At 60.4% G+C, this 22753-nt stretch carries 21 protein-coding genes; 13 read left to right on the top strand and 8 right to left on the bottom strand.

The window, feature by feature from the left end:
• Positions 1-182: 182 nt before the first annotated feature.
• The 9 genes from GLW01_RS15790 to GLW01_RS05740 all read left to right on the top strand — a co-directional run bounded on the left by GLW01_RS15790 (position 183) and on the right by GLW01_RS05740 (position 12606).
• Positions 183-1835 (top strand): acylphosphatase, encoded by a 1653-nt coding sequence (locus GLW01_RS15790; protein ID WP_340162434.1) that lies wholly within the window; start codon positions 183-185, stop codon positions 1833-1835.
• Positions 1832-4837: a pyridoxal phosphate-dependent decarboxylase family protein gene (locus GLW01_RS05775; RefSeq protein ID WP_160898482.1), complete on the top strand. Its 3006-nt coding sequence runs from the start codon at positions 1832-1834 to the stop codon at positions 4835-4837. Before GLW01_RS15790 ends, GLW01_RS05775 begins: the two co-directional genes overlap by 4 nt.
• 41 nt (positions 4838-4878) lie before the next feature.
• The gene (locus GLW01_RS05770; protein ID WP_160898481.1) at positions 4879-5649 is read left to right on the top strand and encodes a SapC family protein; all 771 of its coding nucleotides are present in this window, start codon (positions 4879-4881) and stop codon (positions 5647-5649) included.
• A gap of 154 nt (positions 5650-5803) precedes the next feature.
• Complete coding sequence (locus tag GLW01_RS05765) at positions 5804-7030, top strand: flagellin (protein WP_160898480.1); 1227 nt, start codon at positions 5804-5806, stop codon at positions 7028-7030.
• A gap of 257 nt (positions 7031-7287) precedes the next feature.
• Positions 7288-8514 (top strand): flagellin, encoded by a 1227-nt coding sequence (locus GLW01_RS05760; protein WP_160898480.1) that lies wholly within the window; start codon positions 7288-7290, stop codon positions 8512-8514.
• A gap of 72 nt (positions 8515-8586) precedes the next feature.
• Positions 8587-9009 carry a flagellar protein FlaG gene (locus GLW01_RS05755; protein WP_160898479.1) on the top strand — a complete coding sequence of 141 codons (423 nt, stop codon included), beginning with the start codon at positions 8587-8589 and terminating at the stop codon, positions 9007-9009.
• 329 nt (positions 9010-9338) lie between these two features.
• Positions 9339-11324 carry a flagellar filament capping protein FliD gene (fliD, locus tag GLW01_RS05750; protein ID WP_160898478.1) on the top strand — a complete coding sequence of 662 codons (1986 nt, stop codon included), beginning with the start codon at positions 9339-9341 and terminating at the stop codon, positions 11322-11324.
• Between the two features lie 50 nt (positions 11325-11374).
• Positions 11375-11782: a flagellar export chaperone FliS gene (gene fliS, locus GLW01_RS05745; protein WP_160898477.1), complete on the top strand. Its 408-nt coding sequence runs from the start codon at positions 11375-11377 to the stop codon at positions 11780-11782.
• 62 nt (positions 11783-11844) lie between these two features.
• A complete protein-coding gene (locus GLW01_RS05740; RefSeq protein WP_160898476.1) occupies positions 11845-12606 on the top strand; it encodes a transporter substrate-binding domain-containing protein in 762 nt (253 codons plus the stop codon).
• Here GLW01_RS05740 and GLW01_RS05735 read toward each other — a convergent pair whose 3' ends face one another.
• A complete protein-coding gene (locus tag GLW01_RS05735) occupies positions 12607-13533 on the bottom strand; it encodes a histone deacetylase family protein (RefSeq protein ID WP_160898475.1) in 927 nt (308 codons plus the stop codon). It abuts the gene before it with no gap.
• 106 nt (positions 13534-13639) lie between these two features.
• Here GLW01_RS05735 and GLW01_RS05730 point away from each other — a divergent pair, with 106 nt between their 5' ends.
• The 3 genes from GLW01_RS05730 (at position 13640) to GLW01_RS05720 (ending at position 17152) form a co-directional block, all read left to right on the top strand.
• Complete coding sequence (locus tag GLW01_RS05730) at positions 13640-16381, top strand: bifunctional acetate--CoA ligase family protein/GNAT family N-acetyltransferase (protein WP_160898474.1); 2742 nt, start codon at positions 13640-13642, stop codon at positions 16379-16381.
• A gap of 158 nt (positions 16382-16539) precedes the next feature.
• Positions 16540-16776, top strand: a complete 237-nt coding sequence (locus tag GLW01_RS05725; RefSeq protein ID WP_160898473.1) for an AbrB/MazE/SpoVT family DNA-binding domain-containing protein — start codon at positions 16540-16542, stop codon at positions 16774-16776.
• Positions 16739-17152, top strand: coding sequence for a PIN domain-containing protein (locus tag GLW01_RS05720; protein ID WP_202405594.1), 414 nt, complete (start codon positions 16739-16741; stop codon positions 17150-17152). Before GLW01_RS05725 ends, GLW01_RS05720 begins: the two co-directional genes overlap by 38 nt.
• 140 nt (positions 17153-17292) lie before the next feature.
• On the opposite strand, the gene GLW01_RS05715 is transcribed toward GLW01_RS05720, so the two are convergent.
• From GLW01_RS05715 to GLW01_RS05700, 4 genes are all read right to left on the bottom strand, one after another.
• A complete protein-coding gene (locus tag GLW01_RS05715; protein WP_160898472.1) occupies positions 17293-17751 on the bottom strand; it encodes a lysozyme inhibitor LprI family protein in 459 nt (152 codons plus the stop codon).
• Positions 17748-18239 carry a lysozyme gene (locus tag GLW01_RS05710; RefSeq protein ID WP_160898471.1) on the bottom strand — a complete coding sequence of 164 codons (492 nt, stop codon included), beginning with the start codon at positions 18237-18239 and terminating at the stop codon, positions 17748-17750. The genes GLW01_RS05715 and GLW01_RS05710 overlap by 4 nt, the downstream gene beginning before the upstream one ends.
• Positions 18240-18479: 240 nt before the next feature.
• Positions 18480-19244, bottom strand: coding sequence for a peroxide stress protein YaaA (gene yaaA / locus GLW01_RS05705; protein ID WP_160898470.1), 765 nt, complete (start codon positions 19242-19244; stop codon positions 18480-18482).
• Between the two features lie 126 nt (positions 19245-19370).
• Positions 19371-19622, bottom strand: a complete 252-nt coding sequence (locus GLW01_RS05700; protein WP_151441637.1) for a glutaredoxin family protein — start codon at positions 19620-19622, stop codon at positions 19371-19373.
• A 59-nt stretch (positions 19623-19681) separates the two neighbouring features.
• Between GLW01_RS05700 and rdgC the strand changes: the two genes are divergently transcribed.
• Entirely contained in the window at positions 19682-20605 is a 924-nt protein-coding gene (rdgC, locus tag GLW01_RS05695; RefSeq protein WP_160898469.1) for a recombination-associated protein RdgC, read from the top strand.
• Here rdgC and GLW01_RS05690 read toward each other — a convergent pair.
• The 3 genes from GLW01_RS05690 to ubiG are packed head-to-tail and all read right to left on the bottom strand — an operon-like array spanning position 20595 to position 22752.
• Entirely contained in the window at positions 20595-21362 is a 768-nt protein-coding gene (locus GLW01_RS05690; RefSeq protein ID WP_202405593.1) for a YciK family oxidoreductase, read from the bottom strand. The genes rdgC and GLW01_RS05690 overlap by 11 nt on opposite strands.
• Positions 21359-22042, bottom strand: coding sequence for an HAD-IA family hydrolase (locus tag GLW01_RS05685; protein WP_151441635.1), 684 nt, complete (start codon positions 22040-22042; stop codon positions 21359-21361). The genes GLW01_RS05690 and GLW01_RS05685 overlap by 4 nt, the downstream gene beginning before the upstream one ends.
• Positions 22039-22752 carry a bifunctional 2-polyprenyl-6-hydroxyphenol methylase/3-demethylubiquinol 3-O-methyltransferase UbiG gene (gene ubiG / locus GLW01_RS05680; protein ID WP_095617818.1) on the bottom strand — a complete coding sequence of 238 codons (714 nt, stop codon included), beginning with the start codon at positions 22750-22752 and terminating at the stop codon, positions 22039-22041. The genes GLW01_RS05685 and ubiG overlap by 4 nt, the downstream gene beginning before the upstream one ends.
• Position 22753 lies beyond the last annotated feature (1 nt).

The following is a 22753-nucleotide window of genomic DNA, read 5'->3' as shown; positions in this document are numbered from 1 at the left end:
AGGTGTTTGACGCCAAGCGGACCATGCGGGGAGCTAGGGGACTCGAGGCCATTGTCAAGGCTGCTCGCGCTGTACTCCAGATTGAGCCTACGGATCCGGAAGCGCTTCGCTATCTGGGTGAGATGCAGATTGCACGCGGTGTTCCGAAGGAGGCGGCGGAAACATTTGCCAGAGCCTTGCGCGTGTCGCCGAATGACGAAGCGTTACTGGAACGGTACATCGGGCAGGCTGCGAAAGCGGGTGCCCATTGGGATGCGCTGTGCGCCGCGCGTCATTGGGTCGATGCTGCCGTGGAAAAACCCGCTGCAGCCGCGCGCGTGCTTGCCGGCCTCTACGGGCTGTTGGGGAAGGAGTCCCTGAGCCAGCATTGGGCCAGTGAGTCCGCTCTTGTACAGCCTCTCAGTGCCAATCAGGCAAATGAAACAGAGCGTATGAGGGTCCTGGTCCTTGGAACGGTGGCCAGCGGCAGCTACCGCTATAGACCGCAGGATGGCGTGCTCGCGACGGTTGAGGGGCACAACAACCTGGCTCAGATGCTCGATGCCCAATCGGTTACGCGCTACCGCTTCAGTGTGGATCGGCTGGATGATCACCCCGAGCTGATCAAACAGATTCCCGAGGTGGACATCATCTACAACGGGATCACGGATGCCAGCCGATGCACCGAGGCCCTGCACAAGGCGGAATGGCTCTGTGACCGCATGAACGTGCCGGTTATCAACCATCCCAGCGAAGTCCTCAGAACCACTCGGGAAGAGAATGCCCAGCGCCTGGGTGACGCGGAGGGCGTTCTGGTGCCCAGAAGCATCCCTCTGGGGCGCCTTGAAGAGGAAATCGGTGACCGGATCAGCGAGGCCGTGGAACAGCACGAGCTTGAGGCACCGGTGATCATGCGCGCTGCCGGTTTCCAGAATGGCCGCAACATGCACCTCATCGAGGACCCCACCAACGTCAAGGTTCGCCTTGTTGAACCGGCTGAAGTCTACCTGCTCCAGTATCACGACGTGACCTACACCGACCCGCGTGCGCCGGATCATCGGCTGCATCCCAAATATCGGGCCTTCATGGTGGGTGGGCGGCTTTACCCGATTCACCTGCGGGTGGGGCATGACGGCGACTGGAACGTGCATATTGGTGAGTCGAATCGCACCTTCCAGAAGTTCCCCTGGCTCTATGACGATGAGCAGGACTTCCTGGAAGATCCGGAAGGAACCTTCGCACCCGGGGTCTGGAAGAATCTTGAACGCACCCTTCAGCGCCTGGATCTCGGGTATTTCGGGGTGGACTTTGCGGTCTGCACGGATCCCCGGCACAAGGGGGATATCGTCATATTTGAAGCCAATGCCAGTATGCGCAGCTTCCTGATCGATACGGACCAGAACACACCGGAAAATGAGGCGGCACGGAAAGTGATCGTCGCCGTGCACGACCATTTCTGTGAGAAGGCCGGCATTGAACCCTGGGCATTCCAGTTGCCAGCGGGTAAATCAACCCCTGCGACGGAAGATGGGTTTGACAGCAGTGATGCGCCGAGCCGCGCCATCCAGCTATTGTTCAGTGGGCGTGTCCAGGGGGTGGGGTTCCGGCAGTGGGTGCGGCATGAGCTGCACCGGCATGCATTGAATGGCTGGGTCCGCAACCTGGGCGATGGTCGTGTTGAAGCGGTTATAGCGGGGCCAGAGGATGCCCTGGAGCACTTCCTGGGGCAGGCTATGGGGCCGGAAGCGGCAGAGCTGAAGTCCAGGGAAGTCCGTGATTGGTATGGACGGCATCCAGAACGGGTGCAGATCCGGGAAGCGGCGGAAGTACCTGCGGAGTCCGATGAGCCATCATGACCGATCTTGACCCACGAGACTGGGAGGAACTGGACAGAGCATTCCGTGACGCACTCGCGGCGGGGGTTACCCATTACCAGGGGCTCGACAGTCAGCCAGTATGGCGCCCGGTGCCGGATGCAGTCAGGAAGGCATTCCGCGGGCCAATGCCGCGCCAGCCCCAGTCACTGGAATCACTGATCAGCCGTTTCCGGGAGGAACTGCTTCCGTATGGCAACGGCAACACCCATCCGCGTTTTTTCGGTTGGGTGCATGGTGGCGGCAATCTCTACGGTGCCCTCGGGGAGTTCTGTGCTGCCCTCCTGAACAACAATCTCGGGGGCAGGGATCATATCGCTCATGAGGTTGAGGAACAGGTACTGCGGTGGAGCCGCGACCTTTTCGGTTTCCCCGAAACCAGTTCGGGCTTGCTGACCAGTGGCACGTCCATGGCCACGTTGATAGCCTTGGCAGTGGCACGCCAGTGGTGTACCGGTCAGTCGGTCAAGCGTGAGGGCGTCCAGGGGCGCACCTCCCCCCTGGTTGGCTATTGCTCATCCCAGGGGCACAGCTCCGTCGCCAAGGCGTTTCAGATGCTTGGGCTTGGCAGTGATGCGTTGCGTCCAATTCCGGTGCATGATGATTACACGCTGGATGCTTCGGCCTTGGAGGCCAGAATCCGGGCGGATCGGGAAGCCGGGTTCACGCCGTTCTGCGTGATCGGGACCGTGGGCACGGTGAACACCGGGGCCACCGACGATCTTGGCGCGATTCATGATGTCTGTGCCCATGAGGAGCTCTGGTTCCATGTGGACGCTGCTTTTGGCGGCGCGGTTGCCCTCGTTGACGAATACCGGGAGGGCCTCAAGGGCATTGAGGCCGCGGACTCCCTAGCTTTTGATTTTCACAAATGGTTCCAGGCTCCCTATGCCGTTGGCGGCTTGCTGGTACGCGACCGGGCAATGCACCAGGCGACGTTCTCGGAACCCAGTGAATACCTCACGACGCAGGCGGTCGGGCTCGATGCCGGGGCGCCATGGCCCTGTGATTTCGGGCCCGAACTCTCGCGCGGTTTTCTGGCGCTCAAGGTCTGGTTCACTCTTCAGGGCGTTGGCAGCGAGAAGCTTGCGGCCGTTGTGAGGGAGCACTGTCAGCTTGCCACCTATACGGCGCAGCAGGTGGACGAGAGCCCGGATCTTGAGTGTCTGGCCCCGGTTCCGATGAACATCGTCTGTCTCCGTTACATTCCCCGCCGGCTCCAGGGATGTGAGGAGAGTGGGCAGTCCGAACTGGACCGATTGAACCGGACCATTGTTACCCAGCTTTCGTTGCAGGGGCTCGCGGCACCTTCGACCACCCGCCTCGATGGTCGACTCGCCATCCGGGTGGCCATCGTGAATCACCGCACGGAAAAGCGGCACATGGATGAGCTGCTTGGTGCCATCCGGTCGCTTGGAGAAACCATCGACAGCCGTTTTTCCCGCCTTCTGAGAGCAACCTACTGGCACCTGATGGAAGATGGGGATGAGCGGCTGGTTATTGATCCCGATACAGGACTGAACCGCTACGGATGTTCGCCGGCGCCAAGGGAGGAGGCCTTCACCTTTGCCTCGTCAACAGCAACCTCCGTGTCGTCGAAAGCCTATCGTGCGGCTGATGATTACCGGCAGCAACTGACACACCAGGTGATCAGCCAGGAATCGGCGACGCCACTTGGGGAACAGGCACGTCAGGTTGAGGCGGCGATTGCTGAGGCGTTCCATCTCGCTGATCTGGCACCGGACATCCATCTGTCGCCTTCCGGGACCGACGCCCAACTGGATGCCGTGGCTGCGATTGTTACTGAGCAGCCGGGCAATTGGGTGAGCATCGTGTGTGGCGCCGATGAAACCGGCAGCGGAACGCCATTCTCTGTCACCGGCCGCCACTTTGATGCCACCACCTGCCTTGGGCAGTCGGTTTTGCGGGGCGAGCGGTTGAGCGGAATGCCCGCGATTGACCATGAGGGAATCGATTTTCGCAGCGATGATGGCCGTCTCAAGTGGCCGGAACAGATGGACCGGGATATCGAGCGGTCGGTCAGCGCCTGGATTGAATCCGGATTCTCGGTCATTCTGCACGCGATGGACCAATCCAAGCTCGGGTGCTGGGCACCGTCCACGGAGGTTCTGCAACGCCTCCGTTCCCGATGGCCTGACCGTCTGCAGGTGGTGATGGATGCCTGCCAGGTGCGGCTGGATCCGCCGGATCTTCGATACTGCCTGGAGCAGGGCGATATTCTTCTTCTCACGGGTTCCAAGTTCTTTACGGGGCCACCCTTCAGTGGTGCCACTGTTTTTCCGGCTGCGTTTACCCAAAGGCTGATCAATAAAGGGCGGCACCTGCCCAGCGGACTGGCGGATTATCGGGCTTCCAATGAGCTTGGGCTCTGGGAGCCACTGCTTCCGGACGCCAGGCCATCCCTCGGGATCGGAATGCTCATGCGCTGGCAGGCCGCCCTGACGGAGATCCGGCGTTACTACCGCGTTCCGGAGGCCCTCAGGTCGAATGGCCTGGACCGGTTCAGTGAGGGGACAATTGGCATGATGCAGGCGGATCCGAATATTGAGCCTGTCTTCGAGCCCGCGAGCCCATGGTGGCAGCGCTCGGAGATGCAGGGGGGCGAGCTCTCGCGCCGTCGCAGCATATTCCCGTTCCTGGTCCGGCATCCAGAAGGCGGCTATTTGTCGCCGGAGCAGACCCGAACGTTGTATGAGCAGTTGAACCATGACCTCGGAGACCGACCGGAACTGACTTTCGAAGAAGAGCGCGCCCTCGCGGCTCGCTGCTGCCATATTGGTCAGCCGGTTCCGGTTGAGGGGCATGGCACGTCCGCGCTCCGGATCAGCATGGGCGCCCGGATCATTTCGGATGGGTGCTATGATGGTGCGAGGACACACGACCACCTGCAGGAGGAACTGGCGCAGGTGGGCATCATTTTTGACAAGATCCGGCTCTGCCTCCATCGATTCCCTCAGGGGTGATGGGGGACGGGCCGGAGCCGACGACAGCAGGGGGATGGATCATGGCCCTTACGGTGCTCGATGCCACGCGCCACTCGGACCTGAGACTCAAGAAAAACAGCGATTTCAGCTTTGCGCGTGAACGGATGATGGTGCCGGTCTGGGGGCAGGAGATCCCCCAGGCGGCCCGTTTTTTCCCGGTTGTTTTCATGCCCAAGGACGGAACCTGGATTCCCATGGCCCTGATGGGATTGCAGCAGGGCCAGAATCCCTGTGTATCCGCCAAAGGGAAGTGGTTGGCTGACTACATTCCCGCGGTGCTGCGGGCCCACCCGTTCTATTCGATTGACTCGGCGGAGGGTGAACCGGTTCTCGGCATTGATGAAGAGGACCCTGCGCTTACGCGGGAGGTCGTACTTGAGGAGGAGAGCCTGGCGCTGTTCGAGGATGATGGTGAACCCTCGGAGCTGACGTGTACAGCGCTCCGGGTTCTTGAGCAGATCCGGGCTCAGCAGCAGACCACCTGGGCCGTGACCGACATTCTCGCCGAGCTGGGTCTGCTTGTTCCCTGGCAACCGCGAGGGCAGGCATCAGGCACGGCCAGTAGCCAGCTATACGCCGTGGACGAAGCGGCGATCAAGGCTCTGGATGATGAGTCCTTTCTGCGGTTGCGTGAGCCCGGCGCCCTGCCATTGATCTATTCCCACCTGGTCTCATTGAAGCGTTTCGAGACGCTGGAGAAGCAGCAGTCACAGCTGTGGCTGGCGGCGACCCAGGGCGCAAGCAATGCGCTGTTTTCCCAGAACAGCGATCTGTTCGTGTTTGGCGAGTGATTTCCCCGGGGCGTTACATCCGTTTACAAAATCCGCTGAAATCGGATTAAAGGCCGGACAGGTTCTGCCGTTACTCAAGCCAGAAGGCGACACCATCGGATCGGCGGTGGTTGCCTCCGGTCCCTAAAACGAGTGAACAGGCAGGAGAACGGTTATGGCACTCGGTATCAACACAAACGTGGCATCGATCAATGCCCAGAACGAGCTGAACGCGTCCAAGTCGACGAAGAACGAGGCGCTGGAGCGCCTGTCCTCGGGCCTCCGTATCAACAGCGCGGCGGACGACGCGGCAGGCCTGGCGATCTCGACCCGGTTTGAGTCCCAGATCAGCGGCCTGAACGTGGCCACCCGGAACGCGCAGGACGGCATCTCGCTGGCGCAGACCGCGGAAGGCGGGCTGGACGAGATTACCAACAACCTGCAGCGCGTGCGTGAGCTGTCGGTCCAGGCGGCGAACGCCACCAACAACGACACCGACCGCTCCGCGCTGAACGACGAAGTGCAGCAGCGTCTGGAAGAGATCGACCGGATCGCGAGCCAGACGGACTTCAACGGCCTGAACGTGCTGGATGGCACCCTCAGCGGTCAGGACTTCCAGGTGGGCGCCAACGCGGGCCAGACCATCGGTGTGGACCTGAATACCAGTGCACGTACCGGTGACACCGGACAGCTTGCCTTTGCAGACAGTGGCGACCTGGATGCAGATAACTTTGCAACATTCACTGATGCCGTAGGCGATGCTGGCGCCGATGCCTTTTCTGTAACGGTTGGCGATGGTGACCAGATCGATGTGTCTTTGACCCTCAGTAATGACCTTTTTGATCAGGCTGATGGTGATGCAGCGATCAATGAGCAGGCCGTATTTGATGAGGTGGCGCGTCAGGTCAATGACCAGCTTGGCAATGCTGCATACGCTTCTTTCTCGCCGGATGCATCGAATGATGATGCTGACTTTGAGCTTCGTTCGACCGAAGACCTGACCATCAATGATGCAACCATCACCGGGGGTAACCCCTTGGATGCCGGCGACTTTGGTGATGCAACCACAGATGCAGCGGTAGATGATGGCAGCCTCAATGAAGCATCCGTTGATACTGTTGCCAATGCCAATGATGCGATCCTTCGCGTTGACGGTGCACTGGACAAGATCAACGGTTTCCGCAGTGAACTGGGTGCCGTCCAGAACCGCTTCGAGTCGACCATCACCAACCTCAACAACAACGTTGAGAACCTGGAGGCGTCGAAGAGCCGGATCCTGGATGCGGACTTTGCGTCCGAGACGGCCAAACTGCAGAAGGCGAACGTGCTGCAGCAGGCCGGTATCTCGGTGCTGGCCCAGGCGAACCAGTCGCCGCAGCAGGTCCTGTCTCTCCTGCAGTAAGCAGGGCGTTAAAGCAGCCGCCCCCTTCCACGGCGGCTGGCTCTTCAAAACCGCCTCTCCCACCAGGGCGTGGCGGTTTTTTTATGGGTGCAGATTTTCTCGATCTTTTGTCTTCGTTACATCCATTAACAAAATCCGCTGAAACCGGATTAAAGACCAGACAGGTTCTGCCGTTACTCAAGCCAGAAGGCGAGACCATCGGATCGGCGGTGGTTGCCTCCGGTCCCTAAAACGAGTGAACAGGCAGGAGAACGGTTATGGCACTCGGTATCAACACAAACGTGGCATCGATCAATGCCCAGAACGAGCTGAACGCGTCCAAGTCGACGAAGAACGAGGCGCTGGAGCGCCTGTCCTCGGGCCTCCGCATCAACAGCGCGGCGGACGACGCGGCGGGTCTTGCGATCTCAACCCGGTTTGAATCCCAGATCAGCGGGCTGAACGTGGCCACCCGGAATGCGCAGGACGGTATCTCGCTGGCGCAGACCGCTGAAGGCGGGCTGGATGAGATCACCAATAACCTGCAGCGCGTACGTGAGCTGTCGGTACAGGCGGCGAACGCCACCAACAACGACACTGACCGCTCCGCGCTGAATGATGAAGTGCAGCAGCGTCTGGAAGAGATCGACCGGATCGCGAGCCAGACGGACTTCAACGGCCTGAACGTGCTGGATGGCACCCTCAGCGGTCAGGACTTCCAGGTGGGCGCCAACGCGGGCCAGACCATCGGTGTGGACCTGAATACCAGTGCACGTACCGGTGACACCGGACAGCTTGCCTTTGCAGACAGTGGCGACCTGGATGCAGATAACTTTGCAACATTCACTGATGCCGTAGGCGATGCTGGCGCCGATGCCTTTTCTGTAACGGTTGGCGATGGTGACCAGATCGATGTGTCTTTGACCCTCAGTAATGACCTTTTTGATCAGGCTGATGGTGATGCAGCGATCAATGAGCAGGCCGTATTTGATGAGGTGGCGCGTCAAGTCAACGATCAACTCGGCAATGCTGCATACGCTTCTTTCTCGCCGGATGCATCGAATGATGATGCTGACTTTGAGCTTCGTTCGACCGAAGACCTGACCATCAATGATGCAACCATCACCGGGGGTAACCCCTTGGATGCCGGCGACTTTGGTGATGCAACCACAGATGCAGCGGTAGACGATGGCAGCCTCAATGAAGCATCCGTTGATACTGTTGCCAATGCCAATGATGCGATCCTTCGCGTTGACGGTGCACTGGACAAGATCAACGGTTTCCGCAGTGAACTGGGTGCCGTCCAGAACCGCTTCGAGTCGACCATCACCAACCTCAACAACAACGTTGAGAACCTGGAGGCGTCGAAGAGCCGGATCCTGGATGCGGACTTTGCGTCCGAGACGGCCAAACTGCAGAAGGCGAACGTGCTGCAGCAGGCCGGTATCTCGGTGCTGGCCCAGGCGAACCAGTCGCCGCAGCAGGTCCTGTCCCTCCTGCAGTAAGCGGGACGTTAAGGCAGCCGCCACCCTTCGGGGTGGCGTTCAGGCCGCGTAACCGCACTGGTGAGGTGTGATATGAGTGACATAAACCTGAACAGCCCCGACCCGAACCGCAAGGCCCTGGAAAAGCCCGAATCGGGGCGGGTGTCAGCGCCATCATCACAGCCCTCCGCAAGCAGGGAAGGTAGTGACAACGGTTCTGTGACGGCGATTGAAGCGGGGCGGAGCGGGGAAACCCGGGCTGAAAAATCCGAAAAACGGAGCGAAGCCATCCGCGAAGAGCTGAACGAGGCGGTCTCGCGCCTTAATGATTTCGTCCAGTCCGTGCAGCGGGACCTGGAGTTTGACGTGAACGACGACACCGGTCAGACGGTGGTTCGCGTCATCGACCAGCAGACTGATGAGGTGGTTCGCCAGATTCCCGATGACCTGGCACTCAAGCTGGCTGAGAATCTGCAGCAGGACGAGCCTCTATCATTGCTGAACATCAAGGTGTAAAGCCCTGTAGAACAGAGGTTCAAGGGATAGCCGTCATCCTTCCGGGATGGCGGCTTTTTTGTTTTTGCGGGGGCCTGTTTGGTGTGTAGGAGCCTGCTTGCAGGCGATCGGTTCTGGTTTCAATGTTGTTGATCGCGAGCGAGCTCGCTCCTACCGGAGGCCGTACGACCAGTGGTGGCATGCGGTGTGCATTGATCGTCCAAAAGACGGCAAAACCCGGCCTGCTTACAATCAGTAACAGGTTTGCGGCGGTAAAGAGGCAAAGTTTTGCCGCAATTGGCCGTTACACTCTATAGACAGGTAACAGTACCTTCGGGAGGAGGTTGTTCATGGGCGGCATATCATCCCTTGGCGTAGGCTCGGGTGTTCTGAACGCCGACCTTGTTGATCGACTGGTCGAGGCGGAGCGTGGCCCGGCCAAGACGCGCCTGGATCAGGAGCAGAAAGAAACCGAGGCGATGATTTCGGCTTTCGGCAAGATCCGTAGTGCCGTGACCGATCTCAGGCTTCCCATGCGCCAACTGGGCTCCCCGGAAGCGATGCAGTCGTATTCCGCCTCAACCAACGGAGATAGTGTCAGCGTTTCCGTGGACAGCGCCAATGCCAGCGAGGGCAACTACAGCCTCGATGTTCAGCAGCTCGCGACCAACCAGTCCCTCGCGTCCGGCTCGTTCTCGGACCGCAATACCACGAGCGTCGGGGAGGGCACGCTTACGATTCAGACTGGCGATAATACGACCAATATTACAGTCGATGGCAGCAACGACACTCTTCAGGGGCTCGCCAACAGCATCAATGAATCCGACGCGGGCGTTTCGGCCGGTATCGTGGACACGGGTAATGGCTATCGGTTGACCCTGTCGTCGGACGAAAGCGGTACGGCCAACGGCGCAACCATCTCGGTTGCGGATTCCGACGGTAACGATACCGACAACGCGGGGCTATCACAGTTCGCATTTAACGACACGACCAAGAACATGGAAGAGACCGTCGCTGCCCAGGACGCCAAGCTGAGCGTGAATGGCATTGACGTGACGCGTTCTTCCAACAGCGTGGAAGGTGTCGTGGATGGACTGACGTTCCAGCTTCAGGAAACTGGCACGACGTCCGTCGGAGTCAGCCAGGACACCGGCGCGGTCGCCGAGAAGGTCCAGAAGTTCGTCGACAAGTTCAATGCCTTCAAGAGCACGGTCAATGAGCTGACCTCTTTCAGTCAGGATAGCGGGGGCAGTCTGCTGACTGGTGATGCCACGGTGCGGAACGTTGAGAACCAGCTCAAGCGGGAGCTCAACCAGATCGTTCCGGGTCTTGAGAATGCGAGTGTCCGCAGTCTGTCGGATGTGGGCATCAGCACGGATTTCCAGACCGGGCAGTTGGAATTTGACTCGCAGAAGTTTCAGGAAGAGCTGAAAGCCAATCCAGACGATGTAACAGCGCTTTTCGCGGAGCAGGGCCGCACATCCGATTCCCAGGTGGAATTCGTCCGTAGCAGTGTGAACACCGAGGCGGGTGAATACAGTATCAACGTAAGCCAGGCCGCGACCCAGGGGCAGCTGGTGTCCAGTAACCAGACTCCGGCGACCGGTATCAATGTTGATGCGGACAACAACAGCCTGACGTTCAAGGTTGACGGGCAGACCAGCGCCAGCATCGAGCTGACCGCGGGCACCTATACCCGTCAGGAGCTTGCGACTGAGATACAGACCCAGCTCAACAAGAATGATGCGCTGAATTCGGCGGACCGTAGCGTAAATGTTGGCGTTGATGGCAGCGGCAGTCTCACGTTTACCTCGGGCAGTTACGGCAGCGACTCAAATGTTGCCATCACCAGCGTTGATACCAACACCGAGGCAGAGTTCGGGCTGGCCGTTGAGACGGGAACAACAGGCAATGACGTTGCGGGCACCATTAATGGCGCTACGGCGGAAGGTGATGGTCGGGTGCTGCGCCTGTCGGATAGCAGTGACAATGCGGCAGACGGCATCCAGGTGCGCATTAATGGCAGCCAGACCGGTGATCGTGGGACGGTTGAGTTCATACAGGGTGTGAGCGAACGGATGGTCGATACCGTTTCCAACATGGTCGGCTCCAATGGTGCCCTGAGCTCCCGTACGGATGCACTCAATAATGAACTGGACGACATTGCGCAGGAGCGTGAAGACCTGAATGAGCGTATCCAGTCCTACCGCGAACGCCTGACGAGCCAGTTCAGCTCCGCGGACGCGCGGATTGCCGAATTCAACAGCACGCAGCAGTATCTGAGCCAGCAACTGGCGGGTATGAGCGGCGGCAGCGGGATGATTGGCGGCGGGTGATCGTCGCCTCCTGATCATGAACAACCAAGCCAGGCAACAGGGGTAACACCATGAACGCACTGCAGGCTTACCAGCAGGTTAACACCCAGACCAGCATCACGGATGCGGATCCCCACAAGCTGGTCCAGCTTCTTCTGGATGGGGCGCTTGAACGCATTAATATGGCGAAGGGCAAGATTGAGGCAAAGGATTACGCGGCCAAGGGAAATCTGATCAACAAGAGCATGGAGATCGTGGCCGTGCTACGTGGCTCCCTGAATTTTGAAGAAGGCGGGGATTTGGCCGGTGAACTGGAGAGGCTCTACGACTACATGGAGAGAGCTCTGCTGGAAGCCAGCATGCGCAATGACGTGGAAAAACTGGACGAAGTTGCCGGGCTTCTACGCACGGTCAAGGAAGGCTGGCAAGGCATCCGCGAAGAGGCCCTGGACTTCCTGCGCCAGCGCGACGCCGGCTGAGGGATGACGGATTTCAGTCCCTGTGCTTTAATTCAGGGCGAGCCTGAGGACTGGAGTCATCCATGCTGCGTGCCCTGTTGTACGGTGCCTTTGTTTTGCTGGTCTCGCTGGGCTCTGCTGCCCTGCAGGCCAACTCCACCGCTGAAGACCCCGTCACATTCAGCCTCGCGGCCATAGAGCCCTGGGCTGAACGCACGCCGGAAGGCGAGCGCCGTGGTCTGCTTGTGGATCTGGTGGAAGCGATCCGCGGTCGTACCGATATCCCCATCCGTTACCAGATCCGCCCCCACAGTCGTGCCATTCTGGAAATGGAGGAGGGGCATGCGGATTTCGTACCCACCTTCGTCGCGCCCGGCATTAATCAGATCGCAGAACCCGTGGCTGACCTGGTGGACGTGCAGGTTCTGGCTCTGGGGCGTGCCGGGGATGAGCCCATTGACTCATTGGACGAACTGGCAGGCGAGAACGTGGGTTATCTCAGCGGTACCTGGTACGGGCACACCTTTGCTGCTAATGAGGCCATTCGTAAGGTTCCCGTCAACAATGTGGCCCATGGCCTTAGGCTGCTGAAGCGTGACAGGCTGAGGGCGGTAGTGGCGTCGGAGCTGGCCATCCCGGCTGGTTTCAATCCGGATGGCTCCGGGGCGCCGGTTCGCACCCTGATGCGGCTGGATACCCTGAAGGGAAAAGTGTTCATGTCCCGATCCTCGCCTCGGGAAGAGGCGGCGGAGGCCATTGCCGCGGCCATTGAGGGCATGCACGAGGACGGCACCATGGAGCGGCTCTTCCGCAACCGCTATGAGGCGGACATCGCCCGGGAGTGATCAGCTGGCGGCAATCAGCCCGCGGATGTGCGCCTCGACACCTTCAGTGAGTGACTGCAGGTGGTAACCCCCCTCCAGCATCGACACGACCCGTCCCCGGCACAGTTCCCAGGCGAGGCGGGTGATCTCTTCCGTGATCCAGGTGTAGTCCTCGGTTTCCAGGTTCACATCCGCCAGTGGATCCAGCCGATGTGCATCGAAACCCGCTGACACCAGGATCAGCTGGGGTTTGAAGGCCGCCAGTTCCTCAAACCATCCATCGGTGACCGCTTTGCGGTAGCTGGCGCTGTCCGTGCCTGGTTCCAGCGGGACGTTCAGGATGTGCCCGGGCATACCGTGGCTGTGCTTGAAGGGGTAGAAGGGGTGCTGGAAGCTGGAGCACAGCAGCACGCGCGGGTCATGGTGGAAGATGTCCACGGTGCCGTTACCCTGGTGGACGTCGAAGTCGAGGATGGCGACCCGTTCCAGATGGTGGAAAGTGAGCGCGTGCAGAGCAGCAATGGCGATGTTGTTGAAGAAGCTGAACCCCATGGTGCGATTGCGTTCAGCATGGTGGCCCGGCGGCCGGATGGCGCAGAAGGCGTTGCGCGCCTGGTTGGTGAGCACCTGGTTCACGGCCTGGATGCCGGAGCCCGCCGCGAGTTTGGCGGAACGGAACGTGTGCGGGTTCATGGCCGTGTCCGGGTCCGCCATGATGCGGCCCTGGCTGGGCGTCATCTGCTCCAGCTGGCTGATGTAGCGGTCGGGGTGGGCGCGGCGCAGTTCATCGTGGGAGGCTTCTTCCGCTTCGTTGACGGCCAGCTGCTCCCACAGGCCGGTCTGCTGCAGGTGTTCACGGATGGCGCTCAGGCGCCGCGGGCTTTCCGGGTGGTCATCCCCCATATCGTGTTTTTCACAGTCGGGGTGATGGAAGTAGGCTGTTGCCATCGTCGCGCCTCGCCATGCAGGTTACACTTCTGACAGGGATTGTGAGCCGCGCGGATGGATGTGGCAAGCAATCCGGCGTCTGGAAAGGGTCTGAAAGAGGGGCTGTATGTCCACCCGGCATCTCAATGCGCTGTTCAATCCGCGTTCCATTGCCGTCATCGGGGCGTCCGAAAGGGCTACAAGCCTGGGCGGCATGGTGCTGCGCAACCTCATGGCCGGGGATTACCCGGGCCAGCTGCTGGTGGTGAACCGCCAGGGGTACGACAAGGTGCACGGCATCCGCTGTGAGCGCCGCATCAAGCAGATGCCCTGGGCACCGGATCTGGCGATCATCTGTACGCCGCCGGAAACCGTGCCCAAGCTGGTGCGCCAGCTGGGCGAATGCGGGGTGCGGACCGCCATGGTGATGACCGGTGGTATGTCCCGTTCCTACAGCCGCAATGGCGAACCGCTGATGTACGCGGTGCGGGATGCCGCCAAGAAGGCCGGCGTGCGGATTCTGGGGCCCAATACCATCGGCATCATGTCGCCGGACACGCAGCTGAACGCCACCTACGCCCACATGGGCGTGCTGCCCGGCAAGATTGGGTTCGTGGGGCAGTCCGGTACCGTGGCCAGTGCGGTCATCGACTGGGCCTTTGCCCGGGGTGTGGGGTTCTCGCGCCTGCTGACCCTGGGGGATGGCGTGGACATCGCCCATGACGATCTCATCGACTACCTGGCGGAGGACCCGGGGACCCGGGCGATCCTGCTGCACATTGAGCACATCCCGAACCCGCGCCGGTTCATCTCCTCGGTACGGGCCGCCTCGCGCTCCAAACCAGTGATCGCTGTAAAAAGTGGCCGTTTCCCGGAGTCCGAGTATCTGCCGCACACACTCCCGGATGGCATTACCCAGACGGATCCGATCTACGATGCCGCGCTCCAGCGTGCCGGTGTGCTGCGGGTGAACGGCCTGGACGAGATGTTCGATGCCCTGGAGAGCCTCTCACGCATGCGCCGGGTGCGCCGTGAGGAGCTGGTGGTGCTGTGCAACGGCGTGGGCCCCGGGGTGCTGGCGGTGGACCGGCTGCTTTACCAGGGGGGCGAGCTGGCGCAGTTTTCCGAGGAGACGGTGGCGAAACTGGAGCAGCGCCTGCCCGGTTATCTGAGCGTGCGCAACCCACTGGACCTGGGCTATGACGCCTCGCCCCAGCTCTACGCGGATGTCCTCCAGATCCTGGGGCAGGACCCGGGCATTGCGAATGTGCTGGTGATGTACACGCCCACGCTGCTGGAGGACACCCTGCACATTGCGGATTCGGTGATGCAGGTGGCCCGGCGCCAGCGCCTGAATGTGTTCACCTGCTGGCTGGGCCAGAGCACGGTTCTGGACGCCCGGGATGCCTTCTACGAGGCCGGGGTGCCCACCTTCTTCTCACCGGAGAAGGCGATCCGTGCCTTTATGCACTTTGTGAAGCACCAGCGTGGCCAGCGGCTGCTGGCGGAGACACCGGAATCCTGGGTAGAACCGGAGGTGAATCGCCAGGAGGCCCGGGAGATGGTCCAGAAGGTGATCCGCAGCCGCCGCAACCACCTGACCAACCGCGAGGCCCGCCAGCTGGTGGCCGCCTACGGCATCCAGACCCTGGAGACGGCCTACTGCGACGATGAAGAGGAGGCTGTGGAGGCGTTCCGTGAGTGGGGCGGGCCAGTGAACATCACGCTGTTGCATGAGCGCGGCTGCCATCCGTACCTGGAGGAGACCTCCGGCCGTGGGCGTTACCGCTACACCATCCGCCGGCTCAATGATGAGGCGGCCATCTCCAATGCCTGCCAGACGCTCATGGAGCAGTACCGCAAGCACTTCCCCAACAGCGGCTTCCTGGGGTTTGCCATGCACCAGACGAATGCCGGGCTGGAGGGGATTGGTTTCAGCCTCGGTCTCACCCGGGATGCGGTCTTCGGGCCCCTGATCGTGTGTGGCTCCGCCGGCGCGCGGGTGAACATCATGAGCGACCGGCGCGTGGCACTGCCGCCGCTGAACATGAACCTGGCCAATGAGCTGCTGGCGCGCAGTAATGCTTACCGATTGCTGCGCGAGTACAGCCCAAAACCGGAGGAGGACATCCGGGCCGTGTGCCAGACGCTGGTAACGCTCTCCCAGATCAACAGCGACATTCCCGAGATCCGAGGGCTGGAGATCCTGCCCCTGCTGTTTGGGGAGGATGGTGCCGTGGCCTGCGATGTGGCCATTGATCTGGGCGAGCCGGTTCGGCCGGTGATCAAGCCCTATCCCCGTGAGCTGGAGGAGTGGGTCAGCCTGAAGTCCGGCCGCAAGGTTCTGGTGCGCCCGATCCGCGCCGAGGATGAGCCGGGTCACCTGGAGTTCCACCAGAGCCAATCCCCGGAGACGATCCGGTACCGGTTCTTCCAGTATCGCAACAGCTTCACCCACGATGACATCGCGCGGATGGTCCAGATCGACTACGACCGGGAGATGGTGTTCATCGCCACGGAGTGGCTGGAGGATGGCAGTGAACGCACCCTTGGCACCGTGCGTGTATGGACGGATGCAGACAACATCCAGTGCGAGTTTGCCGTTATGGTGCGGGACGATCTGCGCGGCGAGGGTCTGGGCCGGATCCTGATGGAGAAGATGATCCGCTACTGCAAGGCCCGCGGCACCCTCGAGATGGTGGGTCACGTCCTCCCCGGCAATGAGGCCATGGCCGGTCTTGCCAGGGCGCTCGGGTTCTCGGTCACCTACGATCAGGAAGAAGACGTTGTGGCCCTGAAGCTGCCCCTGAACAAGCCCACGGAGGACTGGCATCTGGATCGGCTGGATGGCGAGATGCCGCCGATCTGAAAGGAAAGTTTGATCTATCGCGCGCAGGGCGCGCTCCTACGAAGGGAGGACGATATTGCGTAGGAGCGACCCTTGGTCGCGATTTTCTGGTGCATGGCTTTACTGGGTCTGGAATGGTAAATTCTTACTATGTTGGGATCCAACTCTTGGGGGAAACCATGACAAGACTCAGTTCCAAGCGTCAGGTTACGCTTCCCAAATCCCTGTGTGACAGGGCTGGTCTGAGCAGTGGTGATGAGTTCAAGGTTCTGGAACACGATGGGCACATCACCCTGATCAAACAGACACCAGGAGCCAGTGACGGCCTTCTGAGGGATATCCAGCCGGATGAGCGTTTCAGTGAAGAGGAGTCCAGGGATGACGGAATCCAGCAGTCCAGGGATGGTGGCCATTGATACCAATGTACTGCTTCGCCACCTGCTGAACGATGATCCAGAGCAGACGCGGCGCGCCAGAGCGTGCCTTGGAGCCACTGCGCAGGTTCTGATTACTGATGTTGTTCTCTGCGAAACGCTCTGGACGCTGGCCGGCAAACGCTACCGGTTGTCGCGGGATCAACTGGCCCGGGTTGTGCTCGCTCTTTTGGAGGAACCGGGCTTCGGCTTTGAGGATGAGCAGGTGGTATGGGCTGCCTACTGCGATTTTGTGGACCAGACTGGCTTTGGGTTGCCGGATGCGTTGATCGCTCACAAGGCCCGGTCCATGGGGGCTGAGCCACTGTACAGTTTTGACCGGGCAGCGTTGCGGATTGCGGGAGTGGAGACACCTTGACGATGGTACAGCGGCAGGCATTTACTTGCAGGAGCAAGGAGACCAAGGAACCGCGTGTGGGGTACGCTCCTGCAAGGGGAGCGTTATACTGAGCTGTAGGGGCCTCCCATGCCCTCAACCACCCTTAGCAAATGGCCGCCTTAATAGTTCTGAAGATACTGGAGGATGAGGATTATTCTGTTTTCAAGAACCTGGGTTTTGTAGCCGCCCCGGGAGATGACAGATGAACTGCCGAAGCTGGTGTGACTCCAGTTATCGTCAATAAATCTGAACTCCGAGTCCTGGAATGCTGCCCACTGTTTCTGGGAACGTTTGAAAGACTTCGTCCTCGAGTCAGGCAGTGCTTGGATCAGCTTCTGATATGAGGACTCGAGTTCCTTTTCAAGAAATACCCGATAGTCTGAATAGGCTTTCCGGTATTGTTGGGTTGTTTCAGACTTGTTCCTGATTCGTTCCTTATAAGGTTCGGCACGCGACTGGAAGGATGCTACCAGATCCGGTTTGTCCGGGTTGTCGAGCCCGTATGCGAACATTGGAACCATAATGGCCAGAAGTAATACGGCAACCTGGTGTTTCAGTAGTGAACCAATCCCTGTCATTTACGATATCTCCCTGATTCAAAAAGCTGCCATTCAATCGCCCGGCGGCGCTTGAGTCCTTCCATGACCTGTCCCTGAGATCTGTTCCATGCTTTCCAGGCAGATTCCAGGTTCCGGTATTGGGTGTTTGCCTGAGGCCTGTTGATCAGTTTCAGTACGGACGAGTTTCTAAAAGCTGTTCGACCTATATTGAACGTAAAGATCACCAATGCATCAAACTGGTGCTGGGACAACGGCGTTTGGGTTTTGTTCCGGACAGCGTTAACGAAAGGACGTAAATCTTGTCTCAACAGTCGCTCAGCCTCTTCCCTGGTAACTCCATCCTTGAACTCATCCCATTCATCTCTGTCGATTAGATGGCCAAAGCCGACAGTCGCTCCCGCGACCCAACTATCCGTGTCTTTACCGGTTTGGTCGTCGTACGGAGCATTGCGGAACCCTTCCAGAGTTTTCAGGAGGGATAGTCCTTTAGTGCTCAACTGGTTCATGATAATTCCCTTTATCAGTCTTCAGATTGTTTGATGGAGGGCTGGTTTTGGCTCGACCCTCTTGATGCTAAGCCTAGCATTCAGGCTCAGGTCAACAGAAGGGCCGGTCTCGGACGAAGTCTTGCCGGCAGGCAATTGGGGGGTCACGAGAGGGGCGCCGCTCCTACAGAGACTTGGTCCTGGTTCATTGTGAACAGGACATATGGCCTGTAGGAGCGACCCTCGGTCGCGATGGGCATTCTATCCCCGCGTAAATACCCAGTTATCCCCATTGGACAGCTCTTCGTTGAACGCATAGCCGTCGGTATCAAAGCCTTTCACATCCTCTGGATCGGTCAAGCGGTTGCGGATGATGTAGGCGGCCATCATGCCCCGGGCCTTCTTGGCGTAGAAGCTGATCATCTTGTACTGGCCGTTCTTCCAGTCCTTGAACTGGGGTGTGATGATGCGGGCACCCAGTTTCCTGTGATCCACGGCCTTGAAGTATTCGTTGGAGGCGAGGTTGATCAGCACACCGTCGTCCTGTTCCAGCTCATTCTTCAGGTGGGCGGTGATGGTGTCCTTCCAGAAGGCATAGAGGTCCTTGCCCCGGGCATTCTGGAACTTCGTGCCCATTTCCAGGCGGTAGGGCTGCATCAGGTCCAGCGGGCGCAGCACGCCGTAGAGGCCGGAGAGGATGCGCAGGTGGTGCTGGGCGAAGTCGAAGTCGTTCTGGGTGAACTTTTCCGGCGCCATGCCTTCGTAGACGTCGCCTTTGAACGCGAGGACGCTCGGGCGCGCGTTGTCGGGCGTGAAGGGGGTGTGCCATTCCTGATAGCGTTGGGCGTTGAGTTCGCCGAGCTGCTGGCTGATGCCCATGAGGTTGCTGACCTGGTGGGGTTCCAGCTGTTTCAGGTCGTCGATCAGTTCCCGGCTGTGTTCGAGGAACTGGGGTTGGGAGTAGCTGCTCGTGGGGAGCTTGCTTTCGTAGTCGAGTTTTTTGGCGGGTGAGACGACCATTAACATTTTCTATCCTCCCAAGGTTTCTGTTAGGGGTAGTCTAACATTTTTCTGGTGAGTGGGCGTGGGGGTCGCGGCTACAGCCGCGATAGTAACGCCCCCTTTATCTGGCCCAGCCCACACGACTATCGGTCAGTGGTTTCCCAGAAACGCGATCACATCCTCCGCCGTAAACGGCCAGTCCAGTTCCTTTCCTTCAGGTTCCATACGCAGAACCGGAATGCGCTCACCGTATTGTTCCACCAGCTCCTCGGATTCGCTGATGTCGACGACGTCCACCGGGATGGGGGTCTCGAGTGGGGTGCGGACGAGGATCTGTTCGGCCTGTTCGCAGAGTTCGCAGTTTTCAGTGATGTAGAAATAGAGGCTGGTGCCTGTGGACATGGTGCTGGCTTCCCCCGGATAATCCCGGCCCTGTTTGGTCAATGCCGGGGATCTGGTTCATGTGGTTTCGTAACGCGCGTCTCTATCGTATCACCAAAGCCTTCGAGTGGTCCGCCGAGGCCCTGGAGGAGGCGCTGGCAAAGCGGGCGTTCCAGCCCTGCGGGCCCCAGGACACCGAGCGTATGGGCTGGGTGTCGCCGCTTGGGCGTGATGGCGATCAGCTGGTGTTTACGTCCGGAGAGTGCCATCTGGTTTGCCTGCGCCGCGAGGAGAAGGTGCTGCCGCCGGCGGTGATCCGCGAGGAGGTGGATGAGCGCGTTGCCGCGGCTGAGGAAGAGCGGGGGCAACCGCTGCGGCGCAAGGATAAGACGGAGATCAAGGAGCAGGTGACGCTGGAACTGTTGCCCCGGGCGTTCACCAAGTCGCGGTTCATTCATGCCTATATTGCGCCGTCCCAGGAACTGGTTGTGGTGGACTCCGCTGCCAGTAACGCGGCCGAGACACTGCTTTCGGAGCTGCGTGAGACGTTGGGCTCCATGCCGGTGCGCCCGCCGGCGGTACAGCAATCGCCGGCGTTCACTATGACCCAATGGCTACGCGGTGAAGCGCATCCTCCAGCTGGGTTGGTGCCAGCGGATGAGTGTGAACTGCGCGATGATGAGGAGCAGGGCGGTGTGGTCCGCATCAAGGGCGTGGGTCTGGATGGGGATGAGGTTCGTGCCCATCTGGATAACGCCATGAGCGTGACGCGGCTGGCGCTGGACTGGGAGGATCAGCTGTCGTTCATGCTGGACGATGAGCTGACGATCCGTCGGCTGCGCTTCGGGGATGACCTGAAGGAGAAGCTGGACGACGATGCCGGGGATGACCGCGTCGCCCGCTTTGATGCCGCCTTCAGCCTGATGACACTGGAGTTGTCACGCCTGGTTCCGGCGCTGCTGGAGGCCTTTGGCGGCGAGGACCGTTCCGCGCTCAGCGCTTGATCTGGGCGTCGAACTGCTGGCCGGTTACGCCTTTTGAATCCGGGCCCATCAGGTACAGGTAGGCGCCCATGATGGCGTCCGGTTCCGGGTTGCTGGCCGGGTCCTCGGCCGGGTAGGCGAGGTGGCGCATGTAGGTGCGGGTGGCGCCGGGGTTGAGGCTGTTCACCCGCACGGCGGTGCGCGCATCGTCCAGTTCATCGGCGAGGGTTTCCATCAGGCCTTCGGTGGCGAACTTGGAGATGGCGTAGGCGCCCCAGTTGGCGCGCCCCTTACGGCCCACGCTTGATGACGTGAAGATCACTGAGGCGTCCGGAGCGGCGCGCAGCAGCGGGGTCATGGCCTGGCTGAGCAGGAAGGCACCGGTTACATTGGTGCGCATCACCCGTTCCCATTCCTCCGGATTGTAGTACTCCAGCGGCGTGCGGTCGCCGAGACGGCTGGCATTGTGCAGCAGGCCGTCCAGTCGGCCGAAGTCCTCCTCGATGCGTTCCACCACCTGGTCATAGTCCGCCGCGCCAGCGCCTTCAATATCCAGCGGCAGGATCAACGGCTCCGGGTGGCCAGCGGCGTCGATCTCGTCATAGACCTTTTCCAGCTTTTTAATGGTGCGCCCCAGAAGGATAACGGTGGCGCCATGGGCGGCGTAGGCTTTTGCTGCGGCCCGGCCGATGCCGTCACCGGCGCCGGTGACCATGATGATGCGGTCCTTCAACAGGTCCGCTGTGGGCTGGTAGTTCTCGATGGTCTGTGCGCTCATGCGGAATCCGTTTCGGGTCGGTGGGTGTCGATCAGGTGAAAGAGTTCGCGGCCGTGGTCGATGATGTGGTGGGCGTTCCAGTCCGCCACGTTCTCATCCGCGCCCAGGTAGCCGTAGCGTGCGGCCACGGTGGTCATGCCGGCGGCCAGGCCGGATTCAATATCGCGCCGATGGTCACCGGCGTAGAGACAGGTTTCAGGCGCCACACCGATCTGCTCAGCGGCCAGCAGTACCGGTTCCGGGTCCGGTTTGGTGTTGGCCACATGATCCGGGCAGATGACGCTGGCACAGCGCTTGAGAAGGTCCATGTCCTCGAGCAGCTTCAGCGTGTATTGGCTGGCTTTGTTGGTGACGATGCCCCAGGGCACCTGTTTCGCCTCCAGGTGCGCCAGAACCTCGGCCAGCCCCGGAAAAAGCCGGGTGTGGACGGCGATATGGCTGATGTACAGTTCCAGAAGCTCGGCATGGCGGTCGTCGTAGCCATGATCGCCGGGGCGCAGCCCGAAACCGAGCTGAACCAGCCCGCGGGCTCCGTTGGAGACCACTCGCCGGATACTGTGTTCGTCCAGCTGGGGCAGGCTGTGGCGTGCACGCTGGGTGTTCAGGCACCAGATGAAGTCCGGTGCGGTATCCAGCAGGGTGCCGTCCAGGTCGAACAGGATGGCGCTGAAGCGGCTCACGCGTCGGCCTCCGGCTTGATGCCGTGCATGAAGTAGTTAACGTCGATGTCCCGCCCGAGCCGGTACTGGCCGGTGACCGGGTTGTAGGTCAGGCCCGTGGTGTCTCGGGTCTCAATGCCCGCGTGCCGGAAGTGGCGGTCCATCTCGGAAGGCCGGATGAAACGTTTCCACTCATGGGTGCCACGGGGCAGAAGGTTGAGCACGTATTCGGCGCCCACCTTGGCGAAGAGCCAGGACTTGGCGTTGCGGTTGATGGTCGAGACAACCAGGCTGCCGCCGGGCTTGAGCAGGCGGGCGCAGGCCGCGACCGTGGCGGCCGGATCCGGTACGTGCTCCAGGACCTCCAGGCAGGTGACGGTGTCGTAGCGGCCCGCTTCCTGTTCCACCAGCGCCTCCACATCCTCCACGCGGTAATCCACGGTGACTTCGGCTTCCAGAGCGTGCAGGTCAGCGACGCCCACGGCTTCCCGGCTCAGGTCGATGCCGGTCACCGTCGCCCCGCGGCGGGCCATGGCTTCGCTGAGCAGACCGCCGCCGCAGCCCACGTCCAGCACGGTCTGGCCGTTGAGGCTGCCGGTGTGCTGCTCGATGTAGCCCAGGCGCAGCGGGTTGATTTCATGCAGGGGTTTGCATTCGCCTTCCGGGTCCCACCAGCGCTGGGCCATGGCATCGAATTTGGCGATTTCGTTCTGGTCGACGTTCGGGGTCATG

The sequence above is a fragment of the Vreelandella halophila genome, assembly GCF_009856365.1.
Lineage (GTDB): Bacteria > Pseudomonadota > Gammaproteobacteria > Pseudomonadales > Oleiphilaceae > Halospina > Halospina utahensis_B.
This window is presented reverse-complemented; position numbering and strand designations above follow the sequence as displayed.

Coding starts and splice junctions, on each gene's coding strand:
- GLW01_RS05765 (WP_160898480.1), top strand. CDS start 5,804: ATGGCACTCGGTATCAACACAAACGTGGCATCGATCAATGCCCAGAAC.
- ubiG (WP_095617818.1), bottom strand. CDS start 22,752: ATGACCCCGAACGTCGACCAGAACGAAATCGCCAAATTCGATGCCATG.
- GLW01_RS05690 (WP_202405593.1), bottom strand. CDS start 21,362: ATGAGCGCACAGACCATCGAGAACTACCAGCCCACAGCGGACCTGTTG.
- GLW01_RS05720 (WP_202405594.1), top strand. CDS start 16,739: ATGACGGAATCCAGCAGTCCAGGGATGGTGGCCATTGATACCAATGTA.
- GLW01_RS05700 (WP_151441637.1), bottom strand. CDS start 19,622: ATGTCCACAGGCACCAGCCTCTATTTCTACATCACTGAAAACTGCGAA.
- GLW01_RS05775 (WP_160898482.1), top strand. CDS start 1,832: ATGACCGATCTTGACCCACGAGACTGGGAGGAACTGGACAGAGCATTC.
- fliD (WP_160898478.1), top strand. CDS start 9,339: ATGGGCGGCATATCATCCCTTGGCGTAGGCTCGGGTGTTCTGAACGCC.
- GLW01_RS05755 (WP_160898479.1), top strand. CDS start 8,587: ATGAGTGACATAAACCTGAACAGCCCCGACCCGAACCGCAAGGCCCTG.
- yaaA (WP_160898470.1), bottom strand. CDS start 19,244: ATGTTAATGGTCGTCTCACCCGCCAAAAAACTCGACTACGAAAGCAAG.
- GLW01_RS05730 (WP_160898474.1), top strand. CDS start 13,640: ATGTCCACCCGGCATCTCAATGCGCTGTTCAATCCGCGTTCCATTGCC.
- GLW01_RS05715 (WP_160898472.1), bottom strand. CDS start 17,751: ATGACAGGGATTGGTTCACTACTGAAACACCAGGTTGCCGTATTACTT.
- fliS (WP_160898477.1), top strand. CDS start 11,375: ATGAACGCACTGCAGGCTTACCAGCAGGTTAACACCCAGACCAGCATC.
- rdgC (WP_160898469.1), top strand. CDS start 19,682: ATGTGGTTTCGTAACGCGCGTCTCTATCGTATCACCAAAGCCTTCGAG.
- GLW01_RS05740 (WP_160898476.1), top strand. CDS start 11,845: ATGCTGCGTGCCCTGTTGTACGGTGCCTTTGTTTTGCTGGTCTCGCTG.
- GLW01_RS05710 (WP_160898471.1), bottom strand. CDS start 18,239: ATGAACCAGTTGAGCACTAAAGGACTATCCCTCCTGAAAACTCTGGAA.
- GLW01_RS05725 (WP_160898473.1), top strand. CDS start 16,540: ATGACAAGACTCAGTTCCAAGCGTCAGGTTACGCTTCCCAAATCCCTG.
- GLW01_RS05735 (WP_160898475.1), bottom strand. CDS start 13,533: ATGGCAACAGCCTACTTCCATCACCCCGACTGTGAAAAACACGATATG.
- GLW01_RS05760 (WP_160898480.1), top strand. CDS start 7,288: ATGGCACTCGGTATCAACACAAACGTGGCATCGATCAATGCCCAGAAC.
- GLW01_RS05770 (WP_160898481.1), top strand. CDS start 4,879: ATGGCCCTTACGGTGCTCGATGCCACGCGCCACTCGGACCTGAGACTC.